The organism is Nonlabens sp. Asnod2-A12 (assembly GCF_045063745.1).
GTDB lineage: Bacteria > Bacteroidota > Bacteroidia > Flavobacteriales > Flavobacteriaceae > Nonlabens > Nonlabens xylanidelens.
In genome coordinates this window covers 1,279,170-1,295,690 of record NZ_JBEFOB010000003.1, presented here as the reverse complement: position 1 = coordinate 1,295,690, position 16,521 = coordinate 1,279,170, and the positions used below count along the sequence as shown (strand labels likewise).

The window sequence follows — 16,521 nt, the reverse complement described above, 5'->3', positions numbered from 1 at the left end:
GACTATAAAAATATGGATATGTAGATTTCTTTTTATCATCGTGGATTACCTATATATGCATTAGTACTTATAGATATATATGAATATGGTAAGCCAGTTACAGGTATTAAAAATTCATTAGTTCCAGCTTTGTTTCTATTAGGATTTACCTTAGCAGCAATGCTCTTATTAGGTAATCCATTTATGGACACGTTTAAGAGACTAGAAGAAATAATTAACGGCTGCTCCATTTCTGGTAAGTGTATGCTAAAAGGTCTTTTGCGTTGTGGGCGTACACTTTCATCTACATAAACGGCATCTGTCCATATCATTTCTTTAGATTCGTTATAATAACTTATAAGTAGCTGCGGTATAGTAGCTGCTTCTATACTAGGGTTGAATAAAAAGCCTGTCAGTTCGCTGTTATTTACATGTATTTGAGAAGGAGCAACAGCTTGATATAAATCGGTGGTCGCGACATTTGCTTTAACCTGTATTTCAAAGTTTTCTGGCATTTCAAATGGCCTGTCAGGATCATTACTACTATTAAATTCGATTAAAAATGGAGTAGTCTCTTTGGCCAATAATTTGTGTTTTACAATATCTTGTGCATTGTATCTAGCAATTTCTTTATTGAATTTATTATAAATAGCACCAGTTACTGCAATGTCTGCTGGAATATTATCTACATTCTGGATAGACCCAACTATATAAAAAGTAGTGTCTCTTTGAACAAGTGTTGCATTAACGACCTCTACCACTGGCTGTTTTAAAACATCTTCATGAAAAGTTTGCTCTGATGTTATTTTGCGTTTTCCATGATTAAAAAATCGTGTACCGCTCTCGAACATTAATTGATCTGGTGGGATGTCAGGATCTACATTTTTAGGCACTATATACCATTTACCTTTTTCTTTTTTAATAGAAAGAGTGTCTCTAGTTTTAATCTCTTTAAGTGGTGTAATCCAGCTTATAGATGCCACACCTGTTGCAGTAGACTTAGTTTGATCAATAACATTTACCGATATGCTATCCATTTTTGCATAAGAACTTAATAGACCATCAGTCACAGAAATTTCTAACATAAATTGCGAGATCTCCTTTTCACTAGATGGATCTATATAAGAATGTGCTCTTTCAAATTCTTTAAAATCTAGTGCGTCATAATAGGCAGTTACTACACTTTCAGGACTCATTTGTACAGATTTCTTCAGGTAAAAACCGTAAACCATATACACGATAAAAAATAGCATAACACCTAACCATAAAAGTGAAATACCGTATAATAACTTTAAGACTAATCGTGAGGCAGGTTTTATTGTAAAGTAAATGCGTTGCTTTTCTTTATTATCCTTGTAAGAGTTGAACCACATACTACCTAGGTAAAGCAATATCGCGATGATTACTGTAGAAAAGGGAATAATACCCCACATTAATTTTTGAAATAATGGGACATCATCTTTAGGCAAAATACTAGGTAAAGGAGCGATACCAGAGCGTTCCCATACAGTTATGCCGTTTTCTAATAAACTAAGTCTATGCCACCCTGTAAAATAGAGTAGTGGATCATAGAATTTGTCATTTGAGAAGACATACTTTAAATGAAATTTTTCTGGTACCGTAAGAAATTGTTGTAAAGATCCCAGACCTTCTATACCTCTGTATTTAGAGTTTTCTAGACGTTCTACGGCTCTAGAAGTAAGTTCTGGTAATCTACGTGCAGAGTGGTAGTTACCATCTACTGTAGTGGCCTTAGTTTGAGCAGACAGCCATGCCATTTGATCTCCAAAACCTAGTGGCAGGTAACGCCACTTGTCATGATCATCTTCATTTAAGAAATTGACAATAGGTTGCATTTTTATAGGGTCTGGCTGGCTAGGTCTAAATTTACCGAGCGTCATGGTAAAAACAGCTATAAAAATAAAAGTAACAGCTAGAAAACCACCACTAGCTCTATGAATGACCGCGCCCCATTTTTTCTGTAATAACTCTTTATAATCTCCATCGGTAAATCGATAACAAAACTCTCCAAATGCCGGTAGAGCCATTATCGATGCCCATAAAGTAAAACGGTCTAGGGTAAGAATGTTGAATGCATTTTCTCCCAATACCATTAAGGGAATAGGTGTGGTGCCACCGGTCCCTAAAACAAATAAAATGCTAAAAGAGATTCCGAAAAACAAAAGCCTTTTACTGTAATAACGATAGAAAAAATAGGGAAGAAGTAACAATAAAATACCCCATGGAATAATAAAGAATACCAGTCCAGAAGATGTCACTTCTATAAAACTATCTCTAGATCCATGCGGTATGGGTACTTGAGTAATAGGATTATTTTTTGTGTTGATCCAGTAAGGTAGAATACAGCCTATTATTAATACTAGAGAACATGCACCGAATAGGATAATGCGTTTTAAGTGTGTCCATAACGCTTTCGCGAAAGCGAAAATAGTAACCTCATTATTGTTATCAACTTTCTCTCTTGCAGCATCCATCAATACCGTACCTATTAATGGGAAAATGAAAAAGACCATTCCGAAAATAGGTGTTACATGGTGAGATGTTACTGTAATAGCTAGTAATCCCAAAGACTTGAAAAGGTAAATTTTCTTACTAGTCTTTAACCATTTATAGATCTCTGGCAGCGCATGCATGAGAATGGAGATACCTATAACACTAGGCAACTGTCCAAATATGTGCAAGGTTTCTACAAAGCAAGATGAGAATACTGCCATGATCGCCGCATAACCAGCAACCTTTTCATTAGGAATAAGAACCTTTGTAAACCTATAAACACCTGTAATAAATAGAACGACACCTATTAGTGCTACAGTAAACATTCCAAATTTTAATCCACCTATTAAAGAAAGCACTCCTATAGTCTGATGGACTAGTGGTGGATATCCCATAACGGTAAAGCCTGTATACCAGCTATAACTCCATGGTTCAAACCAGCTTGTAGCATAATGATTTGCAAAAAATAAATGAATCAATGCATCATATGTCTTTTCTATAGTAAAGAACATAGAGGTCCCATGGAATATGATTCCTAGTAGGACAGCGGTGATTAAATATTTATTTGTTTTTGAAGTCTGCATTATGAACTTGAAAAATAGTCATTCTTTCTACGATGTAAAGATAAATCTTTCGATAAATGGTCCGTCTATCGACGAGTGGTTTCTGTCTATGCTTAACCGTCGTCCATCGAAAATCGCTGATTTGGACCTCTTTACCTCAGTATGTTTGTAGTGTAATTAATGAAAAACTTAAATTTTACAAGTATGAAAACTGGAATTATTATCCCTTGTTATAATGAAGAAAAGAGACTAGACCAAGAAGCATTTGTTTCTTTTGTATCTCAAAATGAAGACTACCATCTGTGTTTTGTAAACGACGGTAGTAAAGACAACACGCTAGATGTTCTACATAAAATGAAAGAACAAGCGCCAGACGCTATAAGTATAGTAGACGTAAAGAAAAATTCTGGAAAAGCAACGGCTGTTAGAGCAGGAGCGAGATTTTTATATAATGAATCATATATCTCTTCTATAGGTTTTATGGACGCTGACCTTTCTACAGATTTTAGAGATTTTAAAGATCTGGTAAAAACTATGAAAAACGAAAATAAGATCATGGTTTTCGGTTCTAGAAACTCTGGTGGGAATAGCAAGATAGAAAGGAACTTTATGAGAAATGTATTCTCTAAGTTCATAAAACAATTTATTCTATTGATTCTAGGCATGCCTATCAGAGATACTCAATGTGGAGCAAAAGTTTTTACTAGAGATATAGTGCCTGTTGTATATCAAGAAGCTTTTTTAAGTAAGTGGCTGTTTGATGTAGAGATATTCTTAAGACTTAAAAAACACTTAGGTAAGGATAATGTTATGAAGAGAATTACAGAGCAACCATTAATGAGATGGGTACATGTAGATGACTCTAAATTAGGTACTAAAGATGCTTTAATTATCCCTGGTAAATTAACTCAAATATGGTTCAACTATAATTTATTGAACACAGATAACTCAGTACATGAAATATACGGTGGTTCTTTTGCGGTCAACAACGCATCAACTGAATATTCTATAGCAGCATAAATTTCTACTCTTTAAAATTATTTATTATGAAAGCATATCCTATCAAATTCGAGCCTATACTTCAAGAAAAAATATGGGGTGGTTCTAAACTAAGAACAGTTTTAAACAAAAAAGCTATCAGTGATTCTACAGGAGAAAGCTGGGAAATATCTGGTGTACAGGATAACATATCTGTAGTAAGTAATGGAATGTATAAAGGTCTCTCTATAGTAGATCTTATAGAAAATCATAAAGAACAATTTGTAGGAATGAAAAATTACCGTCACTTTGGTAATGAATTTCCACTATTAATTAAATATCTAGATGCAAGAACAAATCTATCTGTTCAAGTACATCCAGATGATCAAATGGCAAAGGCAGAGCACGATTCTAAGGGTAAAACTGAAATGTGGTACATCATGGATCATGAAGAAGACGCTTGTGTTATTAATGGATTTAAAGATGATAAAGTAACGACTTCTTCACTTCAAGAAATTACTATAAATAATGTAGAACAAATACTGAATACAGAGAAGGTAAGTAAAGGTGATTCTTTCTTCATACCAGCTGGTAAGGTACATGCTATAGGAGCAGGTGTTCTAGCTGCAGAGATTCAACAAACGTCTGATATCACATACAGAGTTTATGATTGGGATCGAGTAGATAATTTTGGGAATGAAAGAGAACTACACATGGACCAATCTATGAGAGCTGTAAAAAGAAGTAGTACTACTTTAAGTAATAACATAGAATTTCAATCTGACACAAACGTATTAGCAGACTGCACCTATTTTACATCTACTATTTTAAACGTAGATAAAGCGATGCAAATGGATTATACTAACAAGGATTCGTTTGTGATTTATATGTGTGTAGAAGGATCATTTGAGATTACTATAAATAACCATACAGAAATGATAAGTGTAGGAGAGACGGTTTTAATCCCTGCAAATTCAACAAATGTATCTGTAGACACAGAGGCTGCAAAAATTATAGAAGTTTATATCAAATAATTGCCTTAAAGTAAAAATCCCAAAGCCGCACCTATTAGCATCACTACTATTTTTGCTAGATTAAATTTATGTGCTTCACTAGCCTCTAGAATAAGTGTCGTAGAAACATGAAGTACAATACCAGCAACTATCGCTTTTATAGGTAACATAATATCTTTTAGAAATTCTATATTTCCAGCAGTAATACTTCCTAATGGAGACATTGCTGCAAAGAATAATAGAATAATTACAGCTTTGACTTTATTATAATTACTAGATAATAGAAATGAAGTAAAAATAAAAGCAATCGGTATTTTATGAATAGAAATACCATATATCATACTATTCTCTCCTTGTAAAGGCATGCCTTCTAGAAATGCGTGCAAACATAAACTACCGAAAAGCAAATAAGGAAACACCGGCATTTCTTTGTTTATATGTAAATGGCCATGCTCTGCACCTTTAGAAAAGAATTCTAAAATAATTTGTAAAAACACACCACCTAATAGATAGGCACCATACCTGCTATCACCACCTTCATAAATATCAGGTAAAAACTCGCTAGCTACAGCACTTAATAAAAACGCTCCAGAAAAAGCGAGAAGTAATTTCATGCGATTTCTAGACTTTGCTTTTATTAATAAAGCAGCCACAAAACCGATTAATACACCGAGAAAAGGTAAAAGTAAATTCATTATATTTTTACAAAGCAAATTGAAATACAGTTTTAATTACTGTATCAACTTAAATAATTAAAGCTATAGAGGTTTTAAACCTATTCCTCTTTATCTACTAATTTATGTATTTTTTTAGTCCCTTTGTACATCTCATATTTAACTAGTCTCGCCTCGATTTTACCGTTATATAATTGGATTTTACGAGATGGACGCAGGCCTACAAATTTAAGCGCCCCCATATTACCAGTAATCATCCATGCGGTAGACCCAGCATAGCGTTGCTTTAAAGTATCACCTATTTCTTTGTAAAACTCCTCAACATCTACAGATATACGCTCATCATACGGTGGGTTAAACAAAATAAAAGCACTCGCACTTTGATGATCTCTAAAAAAGTCTCCCTTTTCTACCGTTATAAAATCACTTAGATTGGCATTCTTTACGTTCTCTATAGCTTTTTCTACCGTGTAACCATCTGCGTCACGTGCGATTATTTTACCATCAAACTCGCGCATCTTTTTCAAACAGCTCTCTTGAATATTCTCAAACAACTGATTATCATAATCTGGCCATTTTTCAAAGCCAAATTCAGGACGGTTTATATTAGGCGCAATGTTAGCACCTATCATAGCTGCCTCGATAGCTATCGTACCACTACCACACATAGGATCTATAAACGTAGAACGTTGGTCCCAATTACTCAAAAGAATAATACCAGCAGCAAGCACTTCATTAATCGGTGCTTCGTTAGTCATATTTCTATAACCACGCTTGTATAAAGGATCGCCACTTGTATCTAGAGACACATCTACATTTTGGTCATTTATATGTACCGATATTCTCAAGTCAGGATGTTTAGTATCCACATCTGGACGTTGTCCTGTATTGCGACGTATTTGATCTACTATAGCATCTTTAGTCTTTAAAGCCACATACTGACTGTGGTTAAAATACTGTGACGCTATCGTACCATGAACAGCAATCGTGTCATGATGTGTTAAATGTTTAGACCAGTCATATTGATAAATTCCGTCATAAAGATCCACCTCATTACGCGCTCTAAAACTATAAATAGGTTTTAAGATTCTAATAGCGGTACGCAACATCATGTTTGCTTTGTACATAAAACCTTGGTCACCAGTGAATTCTACCATACGGACACCACGCTTTATATTCATGGCACCTAGTTGACGCAACTCTTTTTCAAGTACTTCTTCTAGGCCAAAAAGCGTTTTGGCAATCATCTTAAAATTTTGAGACATTTTCGTGAGATTTGAACGGCAAAATTAAGGTATTTTTGCGGTCTATGAGCAATGTAAACACATCAGATCAATGGTTCGCTAGTTGGTTCGACACACCGTATTATCACATCTTATATAGAGATCGTGATTACACAGAGGCTGGACAGTTTATGCAACGACTTACACAACGTTTAAAGTTGAGTAAAGACTCTCATATCATGGACTTAGCCTGTGGTCGTGGACGACATAGTATGTATCTTAATAAATTAGGATATCGTGTAACTGGTGTTGATTTGAGTGATAGTAGTATCGCTTTCGCGAAAGCGGAATTAAGAAAAACCACTTCTACACCTTCTATTAATGAAGGAAATAAAGATTTAAATCCTATAGATGCTTCTCGAATAGAGTTTCATGTGCACAATATGACGGTTCCTTATGACCAGACTTTTGATGCTGTTTTTAACCTTTTTACTAGTTTTGGGTACTTTGATGATGCTGCAGATAATCTAAAAACGATCGAGGCGATTAAGTCAAACCTGAAACCAGGTGGATATGCGGTTATTGATTTTATGAACGCACATTATGTGGTTGAAAATCTAGTAAAAGAAAACTCTAAAACAGAAGAAGCAATCACCTTTCATAACTCACGACGTTTTGAAAATGGCTTTATCTACAAAGACATAAAATTTAGAGATAACGATCATGATTACCATTTTACTGAGCGTGTAAGTGCATTAACTTTAGAAGATTTTCAAAGTTATTTTGCAGCAGCAGGAGTAGAGTTAATAGACGTTTATGGTAATTACCAGTTAGAAGATTACGATCAAGAAACTTCAGATCGTTTGATCATGATTTTTAAAAATTAAAATAGCCGTAAAGGTTAATTCAATTATAAATGCATAATCCCTTATTTAATTCTTAAACGAATTAGATAAGGGATTATGAAATATTGGATAAAATTTTTAAATGACCGTTACCTAGATCAAGTCGGCCATTTGTTGCTGTAAATCGAGAGCTTTTGCTCTTGCAGCTTCTGCAAAATCACTACCATTAGATGCATAGATAATACCACGTGAAGAGTTTACTAACAATCCTATTTGATCATTCTTTCCATATTTTACTACTTCTTCAAGTGAGCCGCCTTGAGCACCAACTCCAGGGACTAGTAAAAAAGATTTTGGAACTATTTTTCTAATATCTGCTAGATATTCTGCTTTTGTAGCACCTACTACATACATTAATCTATCACTATTCTCATATTGAGAAGCTGTTTTAAGAACTTCTTGATATAGAGGTTTTCCATCTACAGTTTTAGTCTGAAAATCAAAGGCACCTTGATTAGAAGTAAGTGCTAGTAAAATGGCAAACTTATCTTCAAATGCAAGAAACGGCTCCACAGAATCTTTTCCCATATATGGAGCAATCGTTACGCTATCAAAATTCAAGTCTTCATAAAAAGCCTTGGCATATCTTGTTGACGTATTTCCTATATCGCCACGTTTAGCATCGGCTATAGTGAAATGATCTGGATAATTCTCGTTGAGGTAATTGATCGTTTTTTCTAAAGCCATCCAGCCTTTTACACCATAAGCTTCAAAGAAAGCCGTATTAGGTTTATAAGCTACACATAGATCATGCGTTGCATCTATAATTGCTTTTGAAAATGCAAAAATAGGATCTTCTTCCTGTAATAACTGAGCAGGTATCTTTTCTAGATCAACATCCAATCCTACGCATAGGAAGGATTTTTTTTCTTGTATTTGAGAGTAAAGTTTTTCTAAGGTCATAGAGGTAGTTATTTCGGCGGATGCGATCCGCCCTTTACTGAGTTTGATGGATGCGATGCGTCAATATTGGTTATATGAACTGAAAATATGTTTCGGCGCATGGCCTGCGCCGTTATAAACCTTCATCCGTCATTTTCAACTTCTCGGTATTATCTACCAGTTGAAGCTCGTCGATGATTTTTTGAATATCACCATTGATAATGTTATCTAGATCATATAAAGTAAGGTTGATACGGTGATCTGTAACACGTCCTTGTGAGTAGTTATAAGTTCTAATTTTGGCACTACGGTCACCAGAACTTACCATGCTTTTACGCTTTTCAGAATCGGCTTCCATTTTCTTAGCAAGCTCCATTTCATATAAACGAGAACGTAAAACCTTTAAAGCTTTTTCTAAGTTTTTATGCGACGATTTTTGATCTTGACAACTAACGATCATACCAGTAGGCTCGTGGTGTAATTTTATCGCACTATAAGTTGTGTTTACCGACTGTCCACCAGGACCTGTAGAAGTAGTACGTTCTATGCGTACTTCTGTCATGTCCAGTTCTACGTCAAATTCTTCGGCCTCAGGAAGTACCATTACCGTAGCGGCACTCGTGTGCACACGACCTTGAGTTTCAGTTTGTGGTACACGTTGTACACGGTGCACTCCAGCTTCAAACTTGAGTGTTCCATACACATCTTCACCATTTACTTCTAGAATAATTTCTTTATAACCACCACTGGTACCGTGACTAGTATCTACTACACTTGTACTCCAGCCTTTACTAGAACAATATTTTTCATACATTCTAAATAAATCACCAGCAAAAATACTCGCCTCGTCACCACCTGCACCAGCACGTATTTCCATTACAGCATTCTTTGCATCTTCTGGATCTTTAGGAACCAGCATCATGCGTATCTCTTCTTCAAGAGCAGGAATAGCCTCTTTAGCTTCATCTAGTTGCATTTGAGCCATCTCAACCATATCAGCATCGCTGCCGTCTGCTATGATTTCTTTTGCCTCGTCAAGATTTGCAGTTAATTCTATATAAATCTCACGTTTATCCATGAGATTTTTAAGATCTTTATATTCTTTGGTCAGTTGTACGTATCGTTTTTGATCAGATATAATATCTGGTTGAATGATTAGGTCGTTTACCTCGTCAAAACGATTTTTTACAATATTTAATTTATCTATCATGGTCTATATCAAGTGTTGCGAAAATACGGAATTTGCTTCTAATTTTAAACTATAATCTTGCTTATGAAAACAGATTTGAAACTAGGCTTAGGAGGTGGCTGTCATTGGTGTACAGAAGCTGTATTTCAGTCGATTACCGGTGTGGTGAGAGTAGAACAAGGTTATGTCTCTAGTGTCACACCATTTGAAACTAGAAGTGAGGCCGTAATCGTCCATCTTACTGATTCTATGAATCTAGAAAAATTAATCGATATTCATTTGCAGACACATTCTTCGACTAAGGAACACAGCAGGCGTGAGGATTACCGCAGTGCTATTTATTATTTTGATGAAGAAATGAAAAGTAGGATAGAGGATATTGTGTTCTCGCTTTCGCGAAAGCGGAACGAAAAATACATCACTCATATCATTCCGTTTTCATCTTTTGAAGCATCGCGAGAATCGATACAAAATTATTACAAGACAAGACCAGAAGCACCGTTTTGTAAACGATATATTGAGCCGAAATTAGAGGTTGTGAAGGAAATGTTGAAGGATTATGGGGATGCGCAAATAAATAGAGCGTAACAAAAAAAAAGAAAAGAGACTGTCATGCTGAACTCGTTTCAGTATCTGTTGGAACTTATCGAGAATTTTAAGTTATCTTACTTCCATGGCAATAAGATCACTACACCTTTATTGGATTTATATTCTTACAAATAAGAAAGGCGGTGTTCTATACATCGGTGTTACCGGTGGAATTGACGATAGGTTAAGAAGACACCGATTAGGAGAAGGATCTGCTTTTACTAAAAAGTACAACGCTCATAAATTAATCTACTTCGAAGAATTTCAGTATATCAATGATGCCATTGCGAGAGAAAAGCAATTGAAGAATTGGCATCGAGAATGGAAAATAAATTTGATCGAAGAAGAAAATCTTGAATGGCAGGATCTTGCGGCAGGTTGGGTGCTAGAATAATCTTTTTGAGTTCCTATCGATAAGACGCTGAAATAAATTCAGCGTGACAGGAAAACATAACTTGTCACACTGAATTAATTTTGAGTATACCTTGTAATTACCCTAGATGCTTTTATAATCTAATACTCAAAAACACCAAACTCACTATCGATAGTAAGTTTCTTAGAGCTTGCAGCTTCTACACGACCTATGATTTTTGCATCTACATTAAATGACTTAGAAATCTCTATAATTTCTTGTGCTATAGATTCATTTACATAAAGTTCCATGCGGTGTCCCATGTTGAAAACCTGATACATTTCTTTCCAGTCGGTACTAGATTCTTCTTGTATCATTTTGAAAAGTGGTGGCAATTCAAACATGTTGTCTTTGATGATGTGCAGGTCTTTTACAAAGTGTAAAATTTTAGTTTGTGCACCACCAGAGCAGTGAACCATACCGTGCAAATCTGCACGATTTACATTGCTCAATATCTTTTTAATGATAGGTGCATAGGTACGAGTAGGAGAAAGGACTAATTTACCTGCATCTAGCGGGCTGCCTTCTACAGCGTCAGTTAGGTTTTTTGAACCGGAATAAACTAGATCTTCTGGTACTGCTGCATCATAACTCGCAGGAAATTTTTCTTTTAGGCTCTTCTTAAAAACATCGTGTCTAGCGCTGGTAAGACCATTAGATCCCATACCACCATTGTATTCTGTTTCATAAGTGGCCTGTCCAGAACTAGAAAGTCCTACAATAACGTCACCTGCTTTTATGTTTGCATTGTCTACTACATCACTGCGTTTCATACGTGCGGTAACGGTAGAGTCTACGATAATGGTTCTTACTAGATCACCAACATCGGCCGTTTCTCCACCGGTAGAAATAATTTCTACGCCGTGTGATTTTAAATCTGCGATAAGTTCTTCTGTACCGTTGATAATAGCACTGATTACTTCTCCTGTAATGAGGTTTTTATTTCTTCCTATAGTGCTAGAAAGTAGAATGTTATCTGTTGCGCCTACACAAAGTAAGTCGTCTACATTCATTATTAAAGCATCTTGAGCGATTCCTTTCCAGACCGATATGTCTCCAGTTTCTTTCCAGTACATGTAGGCTAGACTAGACTTTGTCCCAGCACCGTCTGCATGCATAATAAGGCAGTGATCTTCAGATCCTGTTAGAGAATCTGGTACTATTTTACAAAAAGCCTGTGGAAACAGTCCTTTATCTACGTTTTTTATCGCGTTATGTACGTCTTCTTTGCCAGCGCTTACACCACGCTGCGCATATCTTTTGGAAATGTCTTGGCTCATATGGCAAATTTACTATTTACGAGCAATTAAGTGCTATTAACTTTTAAGTATTAAGTAAAAAGTATGAATAGGTTGTTAAGAAATATCCCAATCAGATGGTTCTCTTTCAAAAATTTAAAGAACATCCACTTAAAATATTGCTTCTATTTTTAAAGCTAACAAAGTAGATGAGACATACTTCACCTTTTTCTATCGTATTTATAGTCTGATTTTATGGTCTAACTACTTATTTTGATTATTGTTTTTTCGTTTCCGCTTTCGCGAAAGCGAAACATAAAAAAGCCTCTAATAATAAAATTAGAGGCTTTTAAATCATTTATTAACTAGTTGATTAACGAGTAAATAATAACTCACGGTACTTAGTAAGTGGCCATAATTCATCATCTACTAATAATTCTAATTTATCACAGCTGTAACGTATCACATCAAAGTAAGGTTTTACGTTATCGCAGTATTGAGCAGCAGTTTCTTCAGCGTTTTTAGCTTTGTTTGCTTTTTTACGAGCATCAGTCATTTCTGTAATTCCCTTGTTGATTTTCTCAATGTGTTCTGAGATATCTTCAATAAGAATCATTTGCTCTTTGGCATACTTTTTAAAGTCTTTACCGTAGATTTCTTTTAATCCTACTACGTTTTCTATCAATCTGTTTTGATACTTAACTGCTGTAGGAATCACATGATTACGTGCGATGTCACCTAGGATACGTCCCTCAATCTGGATGCGCATTGCATATTCTTCTACCTCAATTTCATAACGAGATTCTGTCTCGACCTTACTCATGATGTTTAGGTCTTCATAAAGCTTTATCGTTTTCTTAGAAACTTTTGCTTTAAGAGCAGTAGGAGTTGTTTTGTTATTGCTTAGTCCACGTTTTTTAGCTTCTTTTTCCCATGCTTCTCCATAACCATCACCTTCAAAACGTATCTTCTTAGATTGCTTGATGTACTCACGCAATACATTAAAAATAGCCTCGTCTTTCTTAAGTTTTTTGTCCTTAATAAGTGCGTCTACTTCTTCTTTAAACTCGATTAATTGTTTTGCAACTATCGCGTTAAGAACGGTCATAGGATTTGCACAGTTTGCTGTAGAACCTACGGCACGTAATTCAAACTTATTACCTGTAAATGCAAATGGTGACGTACGGTTACGGTCTGTGTTATCAAGAATTACTTCTGGAATTTTACCTACTACATTAAGTTTAAGATCTGTTTTTTCTTCTGGAGAAAGTTTTCCATCAGTTACTTTCTCTAATTCGTCAAGAACCTTAGTTAATTGAGAACCTATAAATACAGAAATAATTGCTGGTGGCGCTTCATTTGCTCCTAAACGGTGGTCGTTTGAGGCACTAGCGATAGTTGCTCTAACTAACTCTTCGTTATCGTGTACAGCTTTAATAGTGTTCACAAAGAAAGTTAAGAACTGTAAGTTCTTCATAGGTGTACTACCTGGAGAAAGTAAATTTACACCAGTGTTAGTCGCAAGTGACCAGTTATTGTGTTTTCCAGAACCGTTTACTCCTGCAAATGGCTTTTCATGGAATAATACTTTAAAGTTGTGACGTGAAGCTACTTTTCTCATCACATCCATTAATAAAGAGTTGTGGTCTACCGCAAGGTTTGCTTCTTCAAATATAGGAGCAAGCTCAAACTGGTTAGGAGCAACCTCATTGTGACGTGTTTTAACAGGTATACCTAAAAGCATACATTCTGTTTCCATGTCACGCATGTAGTTCAATACTCTAGATGGTATAGAACCGAAGTAATGATCGTCTAGCTGTTGTCCTTTTGCAGAGGAGTGTCCTAATAAAGTACGACCAGCCATTTGTAAATCTGGACGTGAGTCTGCAAGAGCAGCATCTATTAAGAAATATTCTTGTTCCCATCCTAAGGTAGCAACTACTTTAGAAACGTTTTTATCAAAGTATTTACATACATCTGTTGCTGCTTGATCTACTACCTGTAAAGAACGTAGTAAAGGTGTTTTGTAATCTAGAGCTTCTCCTGTGTAAGCTATAAATACAGTAGGAATACATAATGTAGTTCCCATAATAAATGCAGGTGATGTAGGATCCCAAGCTGTGTAACCACGAGCTTCAAATGTGTTTCTTATTCCACCATTAGGGAAAGAAGATGCATCTGGTTCTTGTTGAACTAACTGTCCACCACCAAATTTTTCTATTACTTCACCATCCATTTCTAGTTCAAAGAAAGCATCGTGCTTCTCTGCAGTACCACCAGTAAGTGGTTGGAACCAGTGAGTATAGTGTGTTGCACCATTCTGGATAGACCATTCTTTCATACCTGTAGAAATATGATCTGCTACTTCACGGCTTATTTTAGTGCCGTTTTCCATAGCGTCTATGACACTTTTGTAAGCTTGCTTAGTTAAGTGCTGGCGCATCGCGTATTTGTTGAATACATTCTTTCCGAATATATCGCTACGACGTTTTGGTTCATTCACTTCAATAGGCTGGCGATTGAGTGTTTCTTTTAAGGCATTAAATCTTAATGTAGACATGATGTGGTGTTATTTTAATAAAATACACCGCAAAAATAAGTATAATAATTAATACACCCCTGATTTAAATAGGGTATTGATATAAAATAATAGTTAAATTGTGTGAATATCCCTTGTTATGCTAGGGTCGTAAATATCAAGTAAACAAAAAGAACGTAAGAAGCCATTAAAAAGATACCTTTAAACCTGCCTATAGAATATGTCTTAGGTATAAATGCTAGTGGAAGCATAATGAATGCAAAACCTAGCATCCAAAAGATGTCATTACTTATAAGTCCAGAATTCTCTCCGCTTATCGTGATAGGTTGTATAAGGGAGGTGATACCTAATACAGATGCTATATTGAAAATATTAGAACCTATTAAGTTACCTAAAGATATTGCTTTTTCTTTTTTAAGTGCGGCTATTACAGATGCTGCTAATTCTGGAACTGACGTACCTATGGCAACCATAGAAACTGCGATAATACTTTCTGGAATTTCTAGACTTTCTGCTATATCAACAGCTCCTTTTACTAGCAATTCAGATCCTATCCATAATGCAGCACCACCTAAACTTAGGAATAGAAATATTTTCCACCATTTAGATTCTTTAAGATCATCATCTACGGCAACGGCTTCTGGCATTTTACGAGCTCTTCTTATTAATAGAACTAAGAAAACTATTAATAATAATAATAGTGCGGCACCTTCAAATCTATTGATATCGTGATTAAAAAATAAGAATACAAATAATAATAGACTGAAAACAATCATCCAAGGCCAGTTGAATTTAAAAAAGTCTTTATCGATGGCAAGTGGGGCGATTAATGCTGTTACACCTAATACCAGTCCTATGTTTGCAATGTTAGAACCGATTACATTGCCGAGTGCAATTCCAGAAGAGCCGTCCATTGCTGCCTGTATGCTGACGATAAGCTCTGGAGCACTAGTGGCAAATGAGACAACAGTTAGACCTATGATCATTCTAGATAAACTAAGTTTAAGAGATAGTCCTACAGAAGATCTAACTAAAAACTCACCGCCTACTACTAATAATATAAAACCTAGAAATAAATATAATAAACTCATTAATTCAATTTAGTGAACAAATGTACTACAAAAGAAAATCGCTGCATTAATGAATTTCTATCTAGTTGAGAAAGTTGTTTGTCCTTTCTTCATGAATTAAGACCGTCTTACATCCTTCATTATATAATCTTCTAATTCTTCATCACCAGACGTATGAATGACACTTACATCACCTGTAGTTTCCAGTACCACAGCTCTTACCTCGCTTAATCTTAAAACATTTGCTTCTCTTAGCTTACCTCTTAGTTCGTTTTCGGTGACCTTAGTTTTTTCTAGATTATCATGTAATACTTTACCATCTTTCATCAAAAGCATAGGAGAGTTATCCATGACCTCTTCAACGGTTTCGCTATTGAAAGTGAACCATGTAATGAGGTAATTAATTAAGTAGAAGATACCTATCAATAAAGCTCCTACAAGTAAGGATGGTGAGCTAGTAGCTGCACTCATGGCAAGTAGGTTACCTATTGCTACAGTATTTAAGAAATCAAAACCAGTCATTTTACTAAAACTCTTTAATCCAAAAATTCTAGTATATATAATTATAAGTGCATAGATGATAACAGTTCCTACTAGTACCTCTGGCATAATGTCTAAATCTTTAGTGAAATGATCCCAATTAATTTCCATAGTTTTTCTTCTTAAAATACATATTAAAATAGGGACTAGACGATTTGTTTTGAAAGATTTAAGAAGATAAGGTTTTATGAAAATGCTTAAAAATATGTGCGAA

The 16,521-nt window shown here is 35.3% G+C and carries 14 protein-coding genes; 5 read left to right on the top strand and 9 right to left on the bottom strand.

Annotated features, from left to right (window positions below):
- Nucleotides 1–35: 35 nt before the first annotated feature.
- Nucleotides 36–3,077 carry a hypothetical protein gene (locus ACJJVJ_RS05940; protein ID WP_405369512.1) on the bottom strand — a complete coding sequence of 1,014 codons (3,042 nt, stop codon included), beginning with the start codon at nt 3,075–3,077 and terminating at the stop codon, nt 36–38.
- A gap of 183 nt (nt 3,078–3,260) precedes the next feature.
- Between ACJJVJ_RS05940 and ACJJVJ_RS05935 the strand changes: the two genes are divergently transcribed.
- Nucleotides 3,261–4,076: a dolichyl-phosphate beta-glucosyltransferase gene (locus tag ACJJVJ_RS05935; RefSeq protein WP_405369511.1), complete on the top strand. Its 816-nt coding sequence runs from the start codon at nt 3,261–3,263 to the stop codon at nt 4,074–4,076.
- A gap of 26 nt (nt 4,077–4,102) precedes the next feature.
- Nucleotides 4,103–5,068 carry a type I phosphomannose isomerase catalytic subunit gene (locus ACJJVJ_RS05930; protein ID WP_405369510.1) on the top strand — a complete coding sequence of 322 codons (966 nt, stop codon included), beginning with the start codon at nt 4,103–4,105 and terminating at the stop codon, nt 5,066–5,068.
- Nucleotides 5,069–5,073: 5 nt separating this feature from the next.
- On the opposite strand, the gene ACJJVJ_RS05925 is transcribed toward ACJJVJ_RS05930, so the two are convergent.
- Complete coding sequence (locus tag ACJJVJ_RS05925; protein WP_405369509.1) at nt 5,074–5,742, bottom strand: ZIP family metal transporter; 669 nt, start codon at nt 5,740–5,742, stop codon at nt 5,074–5,076.
- Between the two features lie 80 nt (nt 5,743–5,822).
- The gene (locus tag ACJJVJ_RS05920; protein WP_405369508.1) at nt 5,823–6,986 is read right to left on the bottom strand and encodes a class I SAM-dependent RNA methyltransferase; all 1,164 of its coding nucleotides are present in this window, start codon (nt 6,984–6,986) and stop codon (nt 5,823–5,825) included.
- Nucleotides 6,987–7,030: 44 nt separating this feature from the next.
- On the opposite strand from ACJJVJ_RS05920, the gene ACJJVJ_RS05915 reads away from it, so the two are divergent.
- The gene (locus ACJJVJ_RS05915; RefSeq protein WP_405369507.1) at nt 7,031–7,831 is read left to right on the top strand and encodes an SAM-dependent methyltransferase; all 801 of its coding nucleotides are present in this window, start codon (nt 7,031–7,033) and stop codon (nt 7,829–7,831) included.
- A gap of 111 nt (nt 7,832–7,942) precedes the next feature.
- Here ACJJVJ_RS05915 and pyrF read toward each other — a convergent pair whose 3' ends face one another.
- Together pyrF and prfA are read right to left on the bottom strand one after the other, a co-directional pair.
- The gene (gene pyrF / locus ACJJVJ_RS05910; RefSeq protein ID WP_104515464.1) at nt 7,943–8,752 is read right to left on the bottom strand and encodes an orotidine-5'-phosphate decarboxylase; all 810 of its coding nucleotides are present in this window, start codon (nt 8,750–8,752) and stop codon (nt 7,943–7,945) included.
- A 112-nt stretch (nt 8,753–8,864) separates the two neighbouring features.
- On the bottom strand, nt 8,865–9,941 hold the full coding sequence (prfA, locus tag ACJJVJ_RS05905) for a peptide chain release factor 1 (RefSeq protein ID WP_104515463.1): 1,077 nt from the start codon (nt 9,939–9,941) through the stop codon (nt 8,865–8,867).
- 63 nt (nt 9,942–10,004) lie between these two features.
- Between prfA and ACJJVJ_RS05900 the strand changes: the two genes are divergently transcribed.
- Both ACJJVJ_RS05900 and ACJJVJ_RS05895 read left to right on the top strand, forming a co-directional pair.
- Entirely contained in the window at nt 10,005–10,508 is a 504-nt protein-coding gene (locus tag ACJJVJ_RS05900) for a peptide-methionine (S)-S-oxide reductase (protein WP_104515462.1), read from the top strand.
- An 85-nt stretch (nt 10,509–10,593) separates the two neighbouring features.
- Nucleotides 10,594–10,902, top strand: coding sequence for a GIY-YIG nuclease family protein (locus ACJJVJ_RS05895; protein WP_405369506.1), 309 nt, complete (start codon nt 10,594–10,596; stop codon nt 10,900–10,902).
- 119 nt (nt 10,903–11,021) lie between these two features.
- Here the strand turns inward: ACJJVJ_RS05895 and ACJJVJ_RS05890 are convergent, their stop codons facing one another.
- The 4 genes from ACJJVJ_RS05890 to ACJJVJ_RS05875 all read right to left on the bottom strand — a co-directional run bounded on the left by ACJJVJ_RS05890 (nt 11,022) and on the right by ACJJVJ_RS05875 (nt 16,418).
- Nucleotides 11,022–12,200 carry an AIR synthase related protein gene (locus ACJJVJ_RS05890; RefSeq protein WP_405369505.1) on the bottom strand — a complete coding sequence of 393 codons (1,179 nt, stop codon included), beginning with the start codon at nt 12,198–12,200 and terminating at the stop codon, nt 11,022–11,024.
- Nucleotides 12,201–12,531: 331 nt separating this feature from the next.
- Complete coding sequence (locus tag ACJJVJ_RS05885; RefSeq protein WP_104515459.1) at nt 12,532–14,718, bottom strand: glutamine synthetase III; 2,187 nt, start codon at nt 14,716–14,718, stop codon at nt 12,532–12,534.
- Between the two features lie 116 nt (nt 14,719–14,834).
- A complete protein-coding gene (locus ACJJVJ_RS05880) occupies nt 14,835–15,788 on the bottom strand; it encodes a calcium/sodium antiporter (RefSeq protein WP_104515458.1) in 954 nt (317 codons plus the stop codon).
- A gap of 96 nt (nt 15,789–15,884) precedes the next feature.
- Entirely contained in the window at nt 15,885–16,418 is a 534-nt protein-coding gene (locus tag ACJJVJ_RS05875) for a DUF421 domain-containing protein (RefSeq protein WP_405369504.1), read from the bottom strand.
- Nucleotides 16,419–16,521 lie beyond the last annotated feature (103 nt).

Excerpts from the sequence above, each read along its gene's own strand:
- ACJJVJ_RS05880 (WP_104515458.1), bottom strand. The coding sequence starts at position 15,788 with ATGAGTTTATTATATTTATTTCTAGGTTTTATATTATTAGTAGTAGGC.
- ACJJVJ_RS05930 (WP_405369510.1), top strand. The coding sequence starts at position 4,103 with ATGAAAGCATATCCTATCAAATTCGAGCCTATACTTCAAGAAAAAATA.
- ACJJVJ_RS05915 (WP_405369507.1), top strand. The coding sequence starts at position 7,031 with ATGAGCAATGTAAACACATCAGATCAATGGTTCGCTAGTTGGTTCGAC.
- prfA (WP_104515463.1), bottom strand. The coding sequence starts at position 9,941 with ATGATAGATAAATTAAATATTGTAAAAAATCGTTTTGACGAGGTAAAC.
- ACJJVJ_RS05895 (WP_405369506.1), top strand. The coding sequence starts at position 10,594 with ATGGCAATAAGATCACTACACCTTTATTGGATTTATATTCTTACAAAT.
- ACJJVJ_RS05925 (WP_405369509.1), bottom strand. The coding sequence starts at position 5,742 with ATGAATTTACTTTTACCTTTTCTCGGTGTATTAATCGGTTTTGTGGCT.
- ACJJVJ_RS05935 (WP_405369511.1), top strand. The coding sequence starts at position 3,261 with ATGAAAACTGGAATTATTATCCCTTGTTATAATGAAGAAAAGAGACTA.
- pyrF (WP_104515464.1), bottom strand. The coding sequence starts at position 8,752 with ATGACCTTAGAAAAACTTTACTCTCAAATACAAGAAAAAAAATCCTTC.
- ACJJVJ_RS05885 (WP_104515459.1), bottom strand. The coding sequence starts at position 14,718 with ATGTCTACATTAAGATTTAATGCCTTAAAAGAAACACTCAATCGCCAG.
- ACJJVJ_RS05940 (WP_405369512.1), bottom strand. The coding sequence starts at position 3,077 with ATGCAGACTTCAAAAACAAATAAATATTTAATCACCGCTGTCCTACTA.
- ACJJVJ_RS05920 (WP_405369508.1), bottom strand. The coding sequence starts at position 6,986 with ATGTCTCAAAATTTTAAGATGATTGCCAAAACGCTTTTTGGCCTAGAA.
- ACJJVJ_RS05890 (WP_405369505.1), bottom strand. The coding sequence starts at position 12,200 with ATGAGCCAAGACATTTCCAAAAGATATGCGCAGCGTGGTGTAAGCGCT.
- ACJJVJ_RS05875 (WP_405369504.1), bottom strand. The coding sequence starts at position 16,418 with ATGGAAATTAATTGGGATCATTTCACTAAAGATTTAGACATTATGCCA.
- ACJJVJ_RS05900 (WP_104515462.1), top strand. The coding sequence starts at position 10,005 with ATGAAAACAGATTTGAAACTAGGCTTAGGAGGTGGCTGTCATTGGTGT.